Source organism: Olivibacter sitiensis DSM 17696, from assembly GCF_000427965.1.
In the GTDB taxonomy this organism is placed as follows: domain Bacteria; phylum Bacteroidota; class Bacteroidia; order Sphingobacteriales; family Sphingobacteriaceae; genus Olivibacter; species Olivibacter sitiensis.
This window is the reverse complement of sequence record NZ_ATZA01000001.1, coordinates 41,889-58,202: the sequence shown is the minus strand read 5'-3', so window position 1 is coordinate 58,202 and position 16,314 is coordinate 41,889. Positions and strand designations below refer to the sequence as shown.

The window sequence follows — 16,314 nt, the reverse complement described above, 5'->3', positions numbered from 1 at the left end:
ATGTCGAGATGTGATTTTTACATATTTATGCGCCTTTTGGCCTTTCTGTTCCTTCCCCTGCTTTTCGGGACAACAAAGGTTCAAGCCGAGGCTGGGCCACTGTATGCTACAAGGAACGACAGCTCATTCGTGAAACAATGGGTTCAGCTGGACAGTACGCATATGGACAATTACCTAAAGCAGTCTGCGTTTCATTATCAGGAGGAGGAAATTCCCACATCCTGGTGGGACAAGATGAAGCTTTGGCTATGGGATATGCTCCGTGTGTTATTTGACAACAAGGAAACTGGCCCCATCATCAAATGGGGGCTCATTTTGATTGGGGCCATCACGCTCGTGTACCTCCTTCTCAGAATGAATGGCATGAGCTTGATGCGCTTCCTTGAGAAGGACAGTACAACGACCCATGATGTAGAAACCGACATAGAAAATATTCATGAAATCGACTTCGAGCACGAGTTTCAAACAGCACTACAACAAGCAGATTACCGGCTGGCCATACGTATCCTCTATCTCCAGAGCCTCAAAGCACTGACAGATGCGCAGCAGATTGAATGGCAGCCGGGAAAGACAAACAGCACCTATATTCGGGAGCTGAAGCAAAATACGCTAAAAGCCCCTTTTTCTCGCCTTACCAGGCAATTTGAATTTACCTGGTACGGTGGCTTCCCGGTATCTTCGGAACGGTTTGCCCAGTTGCAACAGGAGTTCACTACCTTCAATAGCACTGTTAAATGAAAGGCCTCAGGATCTATATCATATCTTTATCCCTGCTGCTCCTAGCATATCTCTACGTGCAATATAGGATGCCCAGCCGCATTGACTGGACACCCAGTTTCAAGCGGACGGACAAAATCCCCTTTGGCACCTATATCTTGTATAAGGAGTTAACGCAACAACACAGCGACAAGGTCCGCCTGTCTAGAAAATCACTGTATCAAACCATCCAACAACAATACGATCAACACTTCAATCTACTTATCATTGCACCAGAGGTGACAATGAGCGAAACAGAATACAGCATAGCCAAAAGGGCCATGAAACAGGGAAACGACATTTTCTTGGCCACAAAACGCTTGCCCAAAGCCATATTGGACTCCCTAAAGGTCACCATCAAATTCAACAACAGTCCTTTTGAAGGTCCCTCCTCGAAGTTTAACTTCACCAACTCCCATTTCCATCAAGAGCAACCTTACGTATACGACCATAACTTGGGCAATAGCTACTTTGGAGAAATTGATACGACAAGCACTTCCGTCCTTGCCACCAATGCAAATGGTGATCCCATCTTCATCAAGATAAACCACGGTTTGGGCAATTTTTATTTCATGTCCTCTCCAGATTTTTTCAGTAACTACGCCCTATTGCAGCCAAGGGGCATGGACTTTGCCGCAAAAGCCCTGAGCTACATAGCCAAGCACCGGCCACTGCTGCTGGACGAGTTTCAGACTAGGGGCAGAGAAGGCGACACAGACCTGTTTTCGGTGCTCTACCGGTACACCTCGCTTAGCTGGGCATATTATATCGCGCTCATAGCGGTCATTTTGTTCGTAATATACGACATGAAGCGCCGTCAAAGAATCATCCCCATAAAAGATCCTATGCCCAATACCACATTGGAGTTTATCAGGGTGATAGGGGATATTTATGTACAGCAGCACAACAACAAAGATATTGCCCATAAAAAAACGGTTTATTTTATGGAAAACATCCGTAGCAACTATGGCCTGAGGACCAATCATATGAACCGCGAGTTTATCAGTACCTTAGCCGCAAGATCCGGGGTGGATACCACACTCATTGCTCGTATTTGCAAAGAAATAGATGAGATAAACAAGGGCAAATACCCCAATGATGATGAATTGATAGCCTTTAGCAATGATATAGACAGCTTCTACCAACAATCCAAAATAATCATATGGAACAAGAATTTGAAAAAAGAAAAGACCTAAGTGCCTTGCAGCACTCCATACAGCAAATTAAAGGACAGGTGGCGAAAGTGGTTGTAGGTCAAGACAACCTAATAGATTTACTGCTGGCAGGCATATTGGCCGACGGACACTTGTTGATAGAAGGGGTGCCAGGTGTTGCCAAGACCTTAAGCGCCAAGCTGCTGGCACAATGCATAGCGGCAACCTTTAGCCGTATTCAATTTACGCCCGATCTGATGCCTGCCGATGTATTGGGAACTTCCATATTCAACCCTTCCAATACCTCCTTTGAGTTTCGCCGTGGCCCCATATTTGGCCATGTAGTGCTCGTAGACGAAATAAACCGTGCCCCTGCAAAAACCCAGTCGGCCCTCTTTGAGGTCATGGAAGAAAGACAGATCACCATAGACGGGACCACCTACCTGCTTGACGAGCCCTTTATTGTGCTGGCCACGCAAAACCCGGTGGAGCAAGAAGGCACTTATCGCCTTCCGGAAGCGCAATTGGACCGTTTTCTGTTCAAGATAGAAGTGGATTATCCTTCCCTAGTGGAGGAAACCCAAATACTGACTATGCATCATCAGCAGTCCACCAAAGAATCGCTGGCAAGCGTTGATCCCGTACTCAGTATCGCACAGATCAGGGAATACCGAAAAATGGTCAAGGAACTTCACGTAGAAGATAAGCTCTTGGAATACGTAGCCAAATTGGTCCATCAAACACGAAACAACAAGTCGCTATACCTTGGGGCGTCTCCACGGGCCTCCCTGGCTATTGTGAACAGCGCCAAGGCTATTGCCGCCATGCGTGATCGCGATTTTGTGACGCCAGACGACATCGCTTTCGTGGCGCCATCAGTGCTGCGCCACCGCATCATGCTGCAGCCGGAAAAGGAAATGGAGGGTGTATTGCCCGATGACGTCATAAACGGTATCATCAAGAACATGGAAGTACCCAGATAAGCAAAGGGACGATAGCGATGAAGAAAGCCTTTAACCTGTTTTATACCGACCTGTTTCTCTGCCCACGCCTTTTTTGGCTGCTGGGCGGCAATGTCGTGTTGTTTATCCTTTCCTTTTTTTATCCATGGCTGAGTACCTTGCCTTTTTTAATGTTTTTTAGCATCGTGCTTGCCCTAGTCCTGGATTTATTTCTCCTGTTCCAAAAACGAGGAAAGGTATTGGGAAGGCGGGTATGCCCAGAAAGACTGAGCAATTCGGACGAGAACGAGGTACGCATAGAGCTATCCAATCTTTATCCTTTTAACGTACAGATAGGTATCATAGATGAGGTTCCCGAGCAGTTCCAGAAAAGGAACATGTGGGAAAGCACTCACCTAGGGACCAAGAAAACCAAATCCATCGCTTACACCTTACGGCCCACCAAGCGGGGCGAGTATAGCTTTGGCAGCTTGAGGTTATACGTAAAATCGACCATCGGTTTTGTTCAAAGGCGCTTTAATTATGATATGGGCAAAACGGTTCCCGTATACCCTTCTTTCCTTTATTTGCGCCAATATGAACTGATGGCCATCTCCAATCGGCTAAGCGATTATGGCATCAAAAAGATACGCCGATTAGGGCATAGCATGGAGTTTGACCAGATAAAGAACTATGTAAAAGGCGATGACTATAGGACGGTCAACTGGAAAGCCACTGCCAGGCAAGGTAACCTTATGGTCAACTCTTATATAGACGAAAAGGCCCAGCACGTCTATAGCATCATCGATAAGTCGAGAGCCATGCGAATGCCTTTCTATGGATTGAGTTTGCTCGATTATGCCATCAATGCCTCCTTGGCACTTTCACGGGTCGTACTCAAAAAGGAAGACAAGACGGGACTTATCACGATATCGGAACGCATGGGCACATTGGTCGCGGCCGACAACAAGACTTCGCAATTGCAGCGCATCATGAATGTGCTGTACAAGGAGAAGACACGATACCTGGAAAGCAACATGGAACTGCTCTATGCCAATATCCGCAGGCATATCCACCAGCGCAGTCTTTTGCTATTCTTTACAAATTTCGAGAGTATGTCTGCACTGAACAGGCAATTGCCCTATCTGAAGGGCATGGCCAAATTCCACCTACTGATAGTGGTCTTTTTCGAAAATACGGAACTCAGCAATATGAGCGGCAAGGCATCTCATAGCCTTAGAGAGGCCTATCACAAAACCATCGCCGAGAAATTCATCTACGAGAAAAAGCTGATCAGCAAGGAACTACTTCGCCACGGCATTCAGTCTATTCTCACCCCTCCAGAGATGCTCACCATTAATACCATCAATAAGTACCTGGAATTGAAAGCTAAGCAAGCTATTTAATTAGTTGTGAGTTACCAATTGTCAGTTGCATGGGCACACTAGCGACGAAGAAACTATTTCAAAAGTGGCAGCAACTGTTCCAGATAGGTTCTTTCATTTGCCAGGCGAGGCACTTTATTTTGACCGCCCAGCTTACCTCTTTGCTTCATCCAGGCATAAAACGTGCCAGCTGGTGCCACGTGGACAATAGGTTCGGAAAGAGCGAGGTTGTTATTTCGCTTGGCGTCATAGTCCGAGTTAACCTCGCGCAAGGTATTGTCGAGCACTTCCTTAAATTTACCCATATCGTTGGGGTCTTGGGTGAATTCGATAATCCATTCGTGCGCCCCCGCCTGCTTGTCGTGAAAATAGACTGGCCCTGCGGTATAGTCGCCCACAATGGCATCAGTAGCTAGACTGGCAGCGCGAAGGGCATCGTCGGCATTATCTACGATGAGCTCTTCGCCAAAAGTATTGATAAAATGCTTGGTCCTGCCCGTTATCTGGATGCGAAAGGGGCTCAGGGAAGTAAATTTAATGGTATCGCCTATCATATAGCGCCAAAGCCCCGCATTGGTGGAAATGATAAGCGCATAATTCTTATCGAGCTCCACCTCGTGCAAGCCGCATGTCTTGGGGTTTTCATCAAGAATATGCTCCATGGGGAGAAATTCATAATAAATCCCATAATCAAGCATCAGCAGCAATTCATCGGAATCGGCCTGATCCTGAATACCAAAATAGCCCTCCGAGGCATTGTAATTCTCCAGGTAATACATATTATCCGAGGGAATAAACTTCCTGAACTGCTCCCTATACGGCTTGAAGCTAACTCCTCCGTGCAGGTATAGCTCCAGATTGGGCCATATTTCCAACAGGTTGTCCTTTCCGGTGATTTCCAGCACCCTTTGTGCCAAGATCACATTCCATGTGGGCACACCTGAAAGATTGGTAACGTTTTCCTTAATGGTGAGGTGGGCCATTTTCTCCAGCTTTTCCTCAAAATTGGGGTTCAGCGTCGTTTCGATATCGGGCGTGCGCATCATTTCAGCCCAAAAGGGCAGGTTGCTGATCAGAATGGCCGAAAGGTCGCCCGAGCTGCTCTCCCCATTGCCAATGGTATTGATCTTGTGACTTCCTCCAAGTACGATTCCTTTTCCGGTAAATATCTGCGACTCGGGCCTGTTATGACAGTAGATGGAAATCATGTCCTTCCCCCCTTGATAGTGGCAGTCTTCCAGAGCTTCTTCGCTCACGGGTATAAATTTGCTCCTGTCTGAGGTGGTGCCCGAGGATTTGGCGAACCATTTGATGGTGGAAGGCCACAGGATATTCTGCTCTCCACGGATCATGCGGTCAATATAGGGCTTCAACGAATTATAATCCTGAATAGGCACCCGCTCCTTGAAAACCTCTGGAGAGAGTATGGACTCATAGTCGTACTCCTTGCCCCATTCCGTAGCTTGCGCGGTAGATATGAGACTCTGAAACCATTCTTCCTGCACATCGTGCGGGTATTTCATGAAAAGCTCAATCTGATGGATCCTTTTCTTCATGATCCATGTGATGATTGAATTGACTAAGGCCATATACGTTTAAGTCAAAATTAAAAAGTCAAAGTTAGAAATAAAGACCAAAGCTTAAAGACCAAAGCCTAGGACATCTATAGATCGCACAACTGGCAACTCAAAAGTCACCCCAATTTCTTCCGCTTCAACTCAAAGTGTTGCCCCAGATAATAAGTTTTTGCCATTTCATTGACCGCAATCTCTTCTGGCGTACCGGCTAGCATAATCTTTCCTTCAGTAAGCAAATAAGCCCTATCGGTAATGGACAAGGTTTCCTGCACGTTGTGATCCGTTATGAGTATACCTATATTCCGGTGCTTTAATTTATAAATTATCGTCTGTATTTCTTCTACAGCTATCGGATCCACACCAGCAAAGGGTTCGTCAAGCAAAATGAAATTAGGGTTTGCCGCCAGGGCGCGCGCTATTTCCGTTCTGCGGCGTTCTCCTCCAGAGAGCAGGTCTCCCCTATTTTTGCGCACTCTTCCTAAGCTAAATTCATTGATCAACTCCTCTAGACGCTGCTTTCGCTCTTCCTTATTGTGGTGATGAATCTCCAACACGGCCATAATGTTATCTTCTACGGAAAGCTTTCTGAAAACGGAAGCTTCCTGTGCCAAGTATCCAATGCCTTTCTGTGCCCTGCGATACATGGGATCTTCCGTAATATCCTCTTCATCCAACATGACGTGTCCATCATTGGGCTTTATCAGGCCAACAATCATATAGAACGATGTCGTTTTTCCCGCGCCATTAGGCCCTAGAAGACCAACAATTTCACCTTGTGAGACGTAAAAAGACACATCATTCACAACAGTTCGCTGTTTATATTTTTTTACTAAGTGTTCGGCCTTTAAAATCATTCTCTTTTATAAGTAATTCATCGATAAAACCTAAGGCTCTTTACATGGAGCTGCAAAGTACGCTTTTCACGCCATACATTTTCCTCTATCGTATAGCATATATCAAAAGGTAAACCTTTGTTGATCCCATCGATATGTTCTGCCAAGCCAAAACCAATGCACGGAAATACGGGGGAGTCTTCCTGCTGTATATACATCTTGACATGATTTATCCCTACAATCATCGCTGCTCCCACGGCAAATACCTGCTTCGAGACAAATATAGGCATTGGATTTTCGGGGCCATGAGGTGCAAACTGCCTCATAATGCGGACAAATTTGCCCGTAATGCTTTTCAATCGAAGCGTAGACTCGATCAAGATTTCGGGTTTGAGCAGTTCAGGAGTGATGCGCTGCGACACTACTTCCTCGAAACGCTGCTGCAATGCCGGCACATTTTCCACGCTCATCGTGAGCCCTGCGGCATATTTATGCCCTCCAAATTGTTCAAACAGGTCCTGACACTCGCACAAAGCCTCATAAAGATCGAAACCAACTACCGAGCGAGCGGAACCGGACACGTGACCATTTGAACGGGTGAGCACGATGGTAGGCCGATAGAATGTCTCCGTAAGACGCGAGGCCACAATGCCTATTACCCCTTTATGCCAATCTTCCTGATAAACTACGGTCGTCTTTCTATTGATCAACGACTGGTCTTTCCTTATCTTGTCTAGGGCTTGTGCGGTGATGCGCATGTCCACATCCTTGCGTTCGGTATTCTGGCCATCCACCACCTCGCAGAACGAGGTCGCCTCGGCCAGTGTCTTTGCCGTGAGCAGCTGTACCGCACCTTTGGCATGGTGTATCCGCCCTGCGGCATTAATGCGGGGGCCTATTTGAAAGATAATGTCATTTAGGGTCAGGTTTTCCTTTTTGCTAGCCACATCTATCAAGGCCTTCAGCCCACAGCAAGGGTTCTGGTTTAGCTTTTGCAAACCGAAATAGGCCAATACTCTATTTTCGCCCAGCACCGGAACAATATCTGAAGCGATACTCACTGCCACCAGGTCCAAGTATTGGTAAGCCTCAGAATCTTGCAGTCCATTGGCTTTTACGAATGCCTGAATCACCTTAAAACCAATACCACAGCCAGACAGCTCCTTGAAAGGATAGGAGCAGTCCGCTCTTTTGGGATCCAGGACTGCCACGGCATTGGGAAGGCCCTCTCCTGGCATATGGTGATCTCCGATGATAAAATCAATCCCTTTCGACTTGGCATAATCCACCTCTTCCAAGGATTTTATTCCGCAATCGAGTGCGATGATGAGGCTACACCCATTTTCCTCCGCAAAATCGATTCCCTGATGAGAAATACCATAGCCTTCTTTATAGCGATCTGGCACATAATACAGAATCTGGCTATGATAATTGCGCAGAAACATATAAAGTAAGGCCACGGCCGTAGTGCCATCCACATCATAATCGCCATAGATGAGCACTGTCTCCTTATTGCCTATAGCTTTATCTATCCGGCCAATAGCCAAGTCCATATCACGCATCAAAAAAGGGTCGTGAAGGTCTTGCAATGAGGGACGGAAAAAGGCCTTGGCAGACTCAAAATCGGTGACGCCACGCTGCACCAAAACGGTAGACAGCACAGGATCGATATTTAGCTCCTGTGCTAGTCTTGAAATGACTTTCTTGTTACCTTTTGGCTGTTCTACCCACCTTTTTTCCATATCTTTGTCTCACCATTCAATCTGTAAATATACGATATGGAAGCGATATTTGCCCAAACTAATGTTCCATTTACAGACCTTCTTGCCCTATTGCGCTGACTGGCAGGGCCAAGCAATGGGTGGTTTTTTAGTTTTTATTTTTTAATTTTTACTTTATAGATGAAAGCATATTCGCTCTACGAAGGCTCCTATTCGGTTGATAGCTCTAAGAAATTTGTTCCCTTTGATCCCGAAAAGGACGATAAAAAGGATCGAAAAGGTTCTATTTTTATTCATGTGCATCCTTTTTTAATACAGACTGACAGCGATCTGGTTCTTATAGATACAGGCCTTGGTTATAAAAACGACAAGGGACAGTATGTACTCTATGAAAATATCAAGAAATTAGGTTTCGATCCTCAAGAGGTATCGCTGGTACTGATGTCGCACTTGCACCAAGACCATGCCAGCGGCATGGTCATTGAACAAGACGGCAGATTGAGCTTGGCTTTCCCCGATGCAGACTATATCGTATCTCGGGGAGAATGGGAGAATGCCTATAGCAGTCAGTCTTCATCTTATAGGACCGAAATCTTAGATGTCTTGCAACGTAGTGGTAACCTGATCCTCGTGGAAGGGGACGGAGAGGTGAACGGCACCATAAGCTATGAGCATAGCGGAGGACATACGCCATACCATCAGGTATTCCATCTTGTAGAAGACGGCAAACACTATTTCTATGGAGGCGACGAGTGGGCCGAGCCCGAGCAGTTGCTGAGGAAATTTTCGGCCAAGTATGACTACGATGGCCGCAAGGCCATGACCCTACGTGAAGAGTACGGGCAAAGGGCTGCCGCCGAAGGGTGGACCTGCTTGTTCTATCACAGTACGGGAGCAGCCATGGGCAAAGTGGAGATCAAGGACGGAGCTTTCAAGATTATTCCAGTGGAAGAATAGCAGACATCAAAAAGCAGTACAAAAGCTGCCGCTATCACACACAAAAGCCGTTCTGCTCTCTTCTGCAAAACGGCTTCGTGAATTAACAATTAAAAAAATCTTGTTCCTTCAAGGATACTGGATCTGACGCATCACTGCGTTAGATCAATAAAACGCATCAGCGACCTTAAAGTATTAACCTTTAACGATAGTAAATCTAGGCAATTTTTTTCATGTTGCAAACAGCCCATCTCCCAATAACTTTTCAACATATTTTTGAGTTTTCCACATTTACTGACGCAACAATCTAAAAAACAATTATTTAAACAAAATCATTCAACCTTGATATAAATTTTCTTTCTGGCCAGACGCCCTTCCAAATCCAGTCCCTCTATATTTATTATATAGACCCCCAACTCATCCGTTGTATAAAAGGAAACAGCGCTATGTCCATCCTTATCCGTTACCAAGCCTGGCTCCCAATAGATCGTTGCACCATTTTGCCTTGCCACTGTTGCCGCTACTGAGAGGCTATCTGCGTAATTGGGCATTACAAATTCCCTTGCGGCATAATACCCCCTAGGACTAAAGCTCACCAAACCAGCTGTTCTTTGGCCAAACCCGCCCGTTGGCTCGTGATCTCCTCGCTTGGTAGTTATAATGAGTACTCCTGACGAGCCAAAAGTACCGTAGATAGCCGTATTGCCAATGGTACGCAGCACTTCCACAGATGCCACATCATTCGGGTTCAATACCCGAAGGAAATTGGCATCCATGTACATTCCATCCACGATCAATTGCATAGGCCTATTCATGGAGCGTGTGCTATAGGGTATTCCATTTTGGAAAATGACACCCACCAGGCGTCCCTGCAAGCATATATCGAGCGTGGGACAGGTCATAAAAAGATTGTCATCCGCAATAATCTGGTCGGCCCTTCCTGGACCGTTTAGATTGGACGAGTGCTTGGTGGGGTTGGGCCGTTCTGCCGTCACCTCTACTTCCTGCAACAAAATGCTTTTGTCATTCGGATTGTAGTCCAATTGCTGCTGCCTTCTTACCGTATCTTCTACCGAACTATCCAAAGAAACGGCTACATCCGAAGCATTTCTCTTGGCCGTGGTTTTCTGACTGGGCACTTGATCGAGCTGCACCTCCACGTTTCTCCTTCCTTTTTCGTCCCTGGCCTGTACCAAAAATTCTGCATCTTCATAAAACAGTATCTTGTCAAAGGAAAAGCGTCCGCTGTCATTGGTCACCGTATCCAATACCGCCGCATCACTTCCCCTTGTAGAAAGGATGGTGACCTGCGCTTTGGGCACCGGAGTGCCGTCCTTACGGGTTACCAATCCACTCACTTGCAGTTGCTTTTCCGAACGATAGGTAATCGCAGGCTTCTTATTTTCTCTTATTGTATCCCAAAAGCCCACATCTTTGCCAATAGTGAGCATCCATAGATCCAATTCTTGCCTTCGGTCTTGCTGACCGTCTGCAACATAGTAGGCAGCATCTTTAATGGGAATCTTCACAGCTTCGGAAAGTACCAGGCTCGAATAGATATTTGCGCTATCTCTTGCTGCACTGTCAAGCCTATTCATCGCTACAACCGACATGGAGAAGCTCCCATAGCGTGCAGTATCGCTTGCAAGGCCGGCCATGATATCCAGATCTACTTTCTCCCTAGGTTTATATTCTTTTTTTCCTATAGTCACTTCCAGGGGGAGCTCTGCTAGTGGGTTTTCGTTGAAAATATAACGTTCACTCAGAAGATTTAGATCCTGGTCCAAAACAGACATCGTGGCCACTCCCCATGGCAATGCCCTTCTCGGCACGCGTACCAAGACCTCGGAAGTATCCAGCTTCCCTTTTACCGCATAGTAAACCTGCCCTTGATAATGAACCACGACATTGATAGGAGTACCCAGCTTTGCCGCTGTCGGGGCATGTAATTGGGCTATCACCATCGAATCCAAGTCATTGTTTACTGTGAGGTGAAATCCATCTTCCACTTCCGGCAACTCGTATCGCTTTTCCTCTCCACCCTCAAACTGCACTATGGCCCAATAGCGTTCCTCTGCTTCGGGTATTATAGAGAAAGATCCTATGCCGCGTTCTCCCGTTTCAAAAGTGGCTAATTCATGGTCATCAGCATCTACTATACGTCCATGCACTACCTGCCCTATACCCGGCTTTACATTGGCTACCACCGCTACCTTATTCGCTATTCCACTGGTCAGCAAGCCACTTTCGGCATACAATTGAAGGGAATTGGCACCCTTTTTTTCTTTCTTTTCAGACATAGAGGAACCGATACTTATTTCTCGTTCAAAGAAATAGCGCTCGTCGAAATTTCGCATCCAATTGGTATATGCCCGTACTTTATAGATGCCCGGCTTTAGTGTATCACCAAGTGAAAAATCGCCCATTGATAGACCCGAAAAAACAGGAAGGCGGATGGAACTTACAAGTTCATCTTGCGTCCCTATCAGCTCGGCATACATTACCTTGCTGATGGCAGAAAGGAAGTTGTAATTGCTAGTCGTTACGTAGGCTTTGAACCAAAGATTATCGCCTACATTATAGCTATCTCTATCCAAATGCAGGTAAACACGCTCTTGCGGCAAATCACGCGTATAGCTCGTAAGCCTTTTCAACAGCTCATCCATACCGTCCTGTGCCTTTGCCGTAGCGGACCACATGACAAAAATAACGACCAATAAACTACAAAACCTATTCATTATGAAATACATTGAGATTATATTAACAATAATCAAACCCCAAAGTTCTAACAACTTAGCAGAAAAACCGTTAAAAAAAATATCTTTGCCCAAAGTTTACAATCGGACACTGGTGTTATGGCGCCATGGCCTTTTGATTTTTTAGTTTTTACTTTTTACTTTAAAAATGAATATTCTCTTGATTGGTTCCGGAGGCCGGGAAAGCGCCTTTGCTTACAAAATAGCACAAAGCCCATTGACCACACAGCTATTCATTGCTCCGGGCAATGCGGGTACCACGCAGTACGGAAAAAACGTTGCACTGAAAGTCACCGACTTTGAAGGCATTGGGGCGCTTTGCCTGAAAGAAGGGATCGATTTGGTGTTGGTAGGACCAGAAGAACCATTGGTAAAAGGTATTCACGATTATTTTCTTAATAACGAGAAGTTAAAATCCATTCCCGTTATCGGCCCGCAACAAGCGGGTGCGCAACTGGAAGGCAGCAAGGACTTCTCCAAACAGTTCATGCAGCGTCACGGCATCCCTACGGCTGCCTATGCCACTTTTACCAAGGACAGCCTGGACGAAGGCTTGGCCTATCTGGAAACCCAAAGCCTGCCTATCGTGCTGAAGGCCGACGGGCTTGCCGCAGGAAAGGGCGTACTCATCTGCACCACGCTGGAGGAGGCCAAGGAAGAATTGAAAGCCATGTTGACAGATGCCAAATTTGGAGAGGCCAGCAGCAGGGTGGTCATCGAACAATTCCTGAAAGGGATAGAACTTTCGGTATTCGTGCTCACCGATGGCATCAGCTATAAGCTGCTCCCCTCTGCCAAGGACTACAAGCGCATTGGCGAGGGAGATACCGGCCTCAATACCGGTGGCATGGGATCGGTCAGCCCGGTTCCTTTTGCCGATCAAACGTTTCTGGACAAGGTGGAATCGCGTATTGTACGTCCTACGATAGAAGGACTCAAGGAGGACGGCATTCCCTACAAGGGCTTTATCTTCATAGGGCTAATGAACACGGCAGGAGAGCCCTATGTCATTGAATACAATGTACGCATGGGCGACCCAGAGACGGAAAGCGTATTGCCCCGCATAGAGAGCGATTTTGTAGATCTACTGCTAGGCGTAGCCCAAGGAAACCTTGCCGACAAGACTTTGCAGATATCTCAAAAGACAGCCGCTACCGTCATGCTGGTATCGGGCGGTTATCCCGGGCACTATGAGAACGGCATGCCCATCAGCGGATTGGAGAACATCAAGGAATCGACGGTATTTCACGCAGGCACCGTACAGGATGGCGATGAAGTGAAAACCGCGGGTGGAAGGGTCTTGGCGGTGACGGCTTTGAAGGACACGCTGTTTGACGCCCTGCAACAGGCCACCGCTGATGCTGGTCGCGTATTTTTCAAGGGCAAGGCCTTTAGGCGCGATATCGGCTTTGATTTGATAGACTAGTTTTAAGAATTAACGATTTTTTTTCTCAAACTTCTTGCAACTTTGAAAAGAATAACTTTACTTTACCGCCGTATTAAAAATAGCAATGATTAACATTACCACAACGATTATTATTTCCATTATCGGGCACAAAAGCCAGCGAGGGGAGTAATCTATTGTTGTATTAAACGAAAAGATATAGGCGCTTCCCTCACCGGAAGCGCCTTTTTTGATTTAATAGCGGAGACTTAAGTGTTACTTTTTTAACGGTTGCGTTTTTTACTTTTTATTTTTTGATTTTTACTTTAATATAGATGAAAGTACTAAAATTTGGAGGAACCTCCGTTGGATCTATTGCCAGCATCAACAACCTGATAGGTATCCTCCAACAAAGCTACGCACAAGGCGAGCGTCCCACCGTGGTGCTCTCTGCCATGAGCGGAGTAACCAACCTACTTACCAAAATGGCGGAGGATGCTGCCGAAGGTATTAGCTTTCAAAACAGCTTGGAAGAATTAGAGCAACGTCATTTTGATGTGATCAAACAACTGATCGAGATCAAAAATCAAAATCCCGTATTTACACAGATAAAGATCTTCCTCAATGAGCTAGAAGATCTCCTGCAAGGCGTATTCAGTCTTCGCGAACTAAGTGCCCAAAGCAAAGATTTGATATTAAGCTACGGCGAGCGTTGCTCCACTTTTTTAATCAGCAAGATTGCCGAGCAGCATTTCCCCGAAAGCCTTTTTGTAGATGCTTCCCAATTGATCAAGACCGACAGTAGATTTGGCAATGCACGAGTCAATACCGACTTGACCGAGAAGCTCATCATGCATTTCGTTCAAGCGCATGAAGATCGGCTGCTCTTTGTCACGGGCTTTATCGCTTCGAACGAGCAGGGTCGCATTACTACGCTTGGCAGAGGAGGCAGTGACTATAGTGCGGCGCTATTTGGATCTGCAGTGGGAGCAGATGCCATCGAGATCTGGACAGATGTAGACGGCATGCTTACTGCCGATCCGCGGATCGTCAAGAAAGCATTTCCATTACCCATCCTTTCCTATACCGAAGCGATGGAACTCTCCTACTTTGGGGCAAAAGTCATCTACCCGCCAACCATGGTACCTGCTTTCATGAAGAAGATCCCATTGGTCATCCGCAATACCTTTAACCCGAGCTTTCCGGGCACCGTGATACAATATGACAGCGGAAAGACCAATTACCCTATCAAGGGAATATCTTCTATCAATGCTATCAGTGTTGTCAACATTTCGGGAAGTGGCATGGTGGGAAAGGCTGGCTTCAGTGGCAAGCTTTTCTCTCTACTGGCTACCAATGAGATCAACGTCATTCTCATCACGCAGTCGTCTTCCGAGCACAGCATCACCTTTGCCATACATCCCGCCGATACACAGAATGCAAAAGAAATCATCGAGCAGGAATTTGAACTGGAGCTGGAAGCCAAGAAGCTCAACCCCTTGCTCATAGAAGAAGGCCTTTCCGTATTGGCCATCGTGGGCGAAAACATGCGGCAAACACCGGGCATGTCCGGCCGGCTCTTTCATGCCCTGGGCAGAAACGGCATCAATGTAAGGGCCATTGCACAAGGCTCCTCTGAATATAACATATCCGTCATCATCAGCCAGTCTGACCTGGCAAAGGCCTTGAATGCCGTACACGATGCCTTCTTTGTAGAACTCAAGAAAACCCTCAATGTCTTCTGCCTTGGCACGGGCAACATAGGAACTACCTTGCTCAAGCAATTACATCAGCAACACGACTTTTTGCTGGAAAACAACGACATAGAAATCAAGATTGCAGGTATCGGCAATAGCCGCAAAATGCTCTTCAGCACCTATGGGCTCTCCTTTGACAAATGGAGAGAACAATTGGACGAACACGGAGAACCGGCAGATTTAGCGGCATTTGTCCAGCGCATGAAACAAATGAACCTGCCCAATTGCGTATTCATCGACAACACCGCCAGTCCAGAACCGCCCAAACATTATCTTGATATTTTTAAGACCAATGTCTCCATTGTGACCTGTAACAAGATCGCCAATTCATCGGATTACACTTTTTATAAGGAGCTGAAGGAAACCGCGCGCAAGCACAACGTGGATTATTTCTACGAAACCAACGTGGGGGCAGGCTTGCCCATCGTGCGTACCTTAAATGACCTGATGACCAGCGGTGACAAAATATTGAAAATCGAGGCGATCTTGTCCGGGACGATCTCCTATATATTCAACAATTTCAAGGGAGATGCTTCCTTTTATGAGGTGGTGAAGACCGCGCAGGAGCTGGGCTTCACGGAGCCAGATCCCAGAGATGACCTAAGTGGGAAAGATTTTATGCGGAAAATGCTGATATTGGCCCGTGATGGAGGCTACGCCATAGAAGAATCGGATGTCGTACTGGGTGCTATTTTGCCAAAAGTCTGCATGGAGGCAGCGTCTGTAGATGATTTCTACAATGCCCTAAAGGCGGAAGACAGCTATTTCAATGAGCTAAAGACTAAAGCCCAAAAAGAAAACAAGGTCTTGCGCTATATCGGCAAACTGGTGGATGGTAGGGTATCCATCGCGCTGGAATTTGTGGGCGAGGAACATCCTTTCTACAGCATGTCCGGCAGCGATAACATCATTTCCTTTACTACGGAGCGTTACAAGGAACGTCCGCTGGTAGTAAAGGGGCCTGGAGCAGGTGCTGAAGTGACCGCGGGAGGCGTATTTGCCGATTTGGTAAATGTGGGAGCATTTTAGCGTTGCCAGTTGTGGGCTGTGAGTTATGACTCAACATGGTCACACAAAGGACAACCAATAAAACTATATGGGAAGTACAATTAAC

11 protein-coding genes are annotated in these 16,314 nt (G+C 46.4%); 7 read left to right on the top strand and 4 right to left on the bottom strand.

The window, feature by feature from the left end:
• Genes A37S_RS25960 through A37S_RS0100270 form a run of 4 tightly spaced genes read left to right on the top strand, consistent with a single transcriptional unit; the run spans position 1 to position 4,257 of the window.
• A complete protein-coding gene (locus A37S_RS25960) occupies positions 1-738 on the top strand; it encodes a DUF4129 domain-containing protein (RefSeq protein ID WP_084163696.1) in 738 nt (245 codons plus the stop codon).
• Positions 735-1,952 (top strand): DUF4350 domain-containing protein, encoded by a 1,218-nt coding sequence (locus A37S_RS23060; protein ID WP_051292594.1) that lies wholly within the window; start codon positions 735-737, stop codon positions 1,950-1,952. The genes A37S_RS25960 and A37S_RS23060 overlap by 4 nt, the downstream gene beginning before the upstream one ends.
• Positions 1,919-2,893 carry an AAA family ATPase gene (locus tag A37S_RS0100275; RefSeq protein WP_028295259.1) on the top strand — a complete coding sequence of 325 codons (975 nt, stop codon included), beginning with the start codon at positions 1,919-1,921 and terminating at the stop codon, positions 2,891-2,893. Before A37S_RS23060 ends, A37S_RS0100275 begins: the two co-directional genes overlap by 34 nt.
• A 17-nt stretch (positions 2,894-2,910) precedes the next feature.
• Positions 2,911-4,257, top strand: a complete 1,347-nt coding sequence (locus A37S_RS0100270; protein ID WP_028295258.1) for a DUF58 domain-containing protein — start codon at positions 2,911-2,913, stop codon at positions 4,255-4,257.
• Between the two features lie 53 nt (positions 4,258-4,310).
• On the opposite strand, the gene A37S_RS0100265 is transcribed toward A37S_RS0100270, so the two are convergent.
• The 3 genes from A37S_RS0100265 to recJ form a co-directional block, all read right to left on the bottom strand.
• A complete protein-coding gene (locus A37S_RS0100265; protein WP_028295257.1) occupies positions 4,311-5,825 on the bottom strand; it encodes a GH3 auxin-responsive promoter family protein in 1,515 nt (504 codons plus the stop codon).
• 104 nt (positions 5,826-5,929) lie between these two features.
• The gene (lptB, locus tag A37S_RS0100260) at positions 5,930-6,667 is read right to left on the bottom strand and encodes an LPS export ABC transporter ATP-binding protein (RefSeq protein WP_028295256.1); all 738 of its coding nucleotides are present in this window, start codon (positions 6,665-6,667) and stop codon (positions 5,930-5,932) included.
• A gap of 17 nt (positions 6,668-6,684) precedes the next feature.
• A complete protein-coding gene (recJ, locus tag A37S_RS0100255) occupies positions 6,685-8,388 on the bottom strand; it encodes a single-stranded-DNA-specific exonuclease RecJ (RefSeq protein ID WP_028295255.1) in 1,704 nt (567 codons plus the stop codon).
• 159 nt (positions 8,389-8,547) lie between these two features.
• Between recJ and A37S_RS0100250 the strand changes: the two genes are divergently transcribed.
• Positions 8,548-9,324 (top strand): MBL fold metallo-hydrolase, encoded by a 777-nt coding sequence (locus tag A37S_RS0100250; protein ID WP_028295254.1) that lies wholly within the window; start codon positions 8,548-8,550, stop codon positions 9,322-9,324.
• Positions 9,325-9,635: 311 nt separating this feature from the next.
• Here A37S_RS0100250 and A37S_RS0100245 read toward each other — a convergent pair whose 3' ends face one another.
• Positions 9,636-12,041: a SusC/RagA family TonB-linked outer membrane protein gene (locus tag A37S_RS0100245; protein ID WP_169719408.1), complete on the bottom strand. Its 2,406-nt coding sequence runs from the start codon at positions 12,039-12,041 to the stop codon at positions 9,636-9,638.
• A gap of 166 nt (positions 12,042-12,207) precedes the next feature.
• Between A37S_RS0100245 and purD the strand changes: the two genes are divergently transcribed.
• Positions 12,208-13,485 carry a phosphoribosylamine--glycine ligase gene (gene purD / locus A37S_RS0100235; RefSeq protein ID WP_028295251.1) on the top strand — a complete coding sequence of 426 codons (1,278 nt, stop codon included), beginning with the start codon at positions 12,208-12,210 and terminating at the stop codon, positions 13,483-13,485.
• A gap of 293 nt (positions 13,486-13,778) precedes the next feature.
• Complete coding sequence (gene thrA, locus A37S_RS0100230) at positions 13,779-16,229, top strand: bifunctional aspartate kinase/homoserine dehydrogenase I (protein ID WP_028295250.1); 2,451 nt, start codon at positions 13,779-13,781, stop codon at positions 16,227-16,229.
• Positions 16,230-16,314 lie beyond the last annotated feature (85 nt).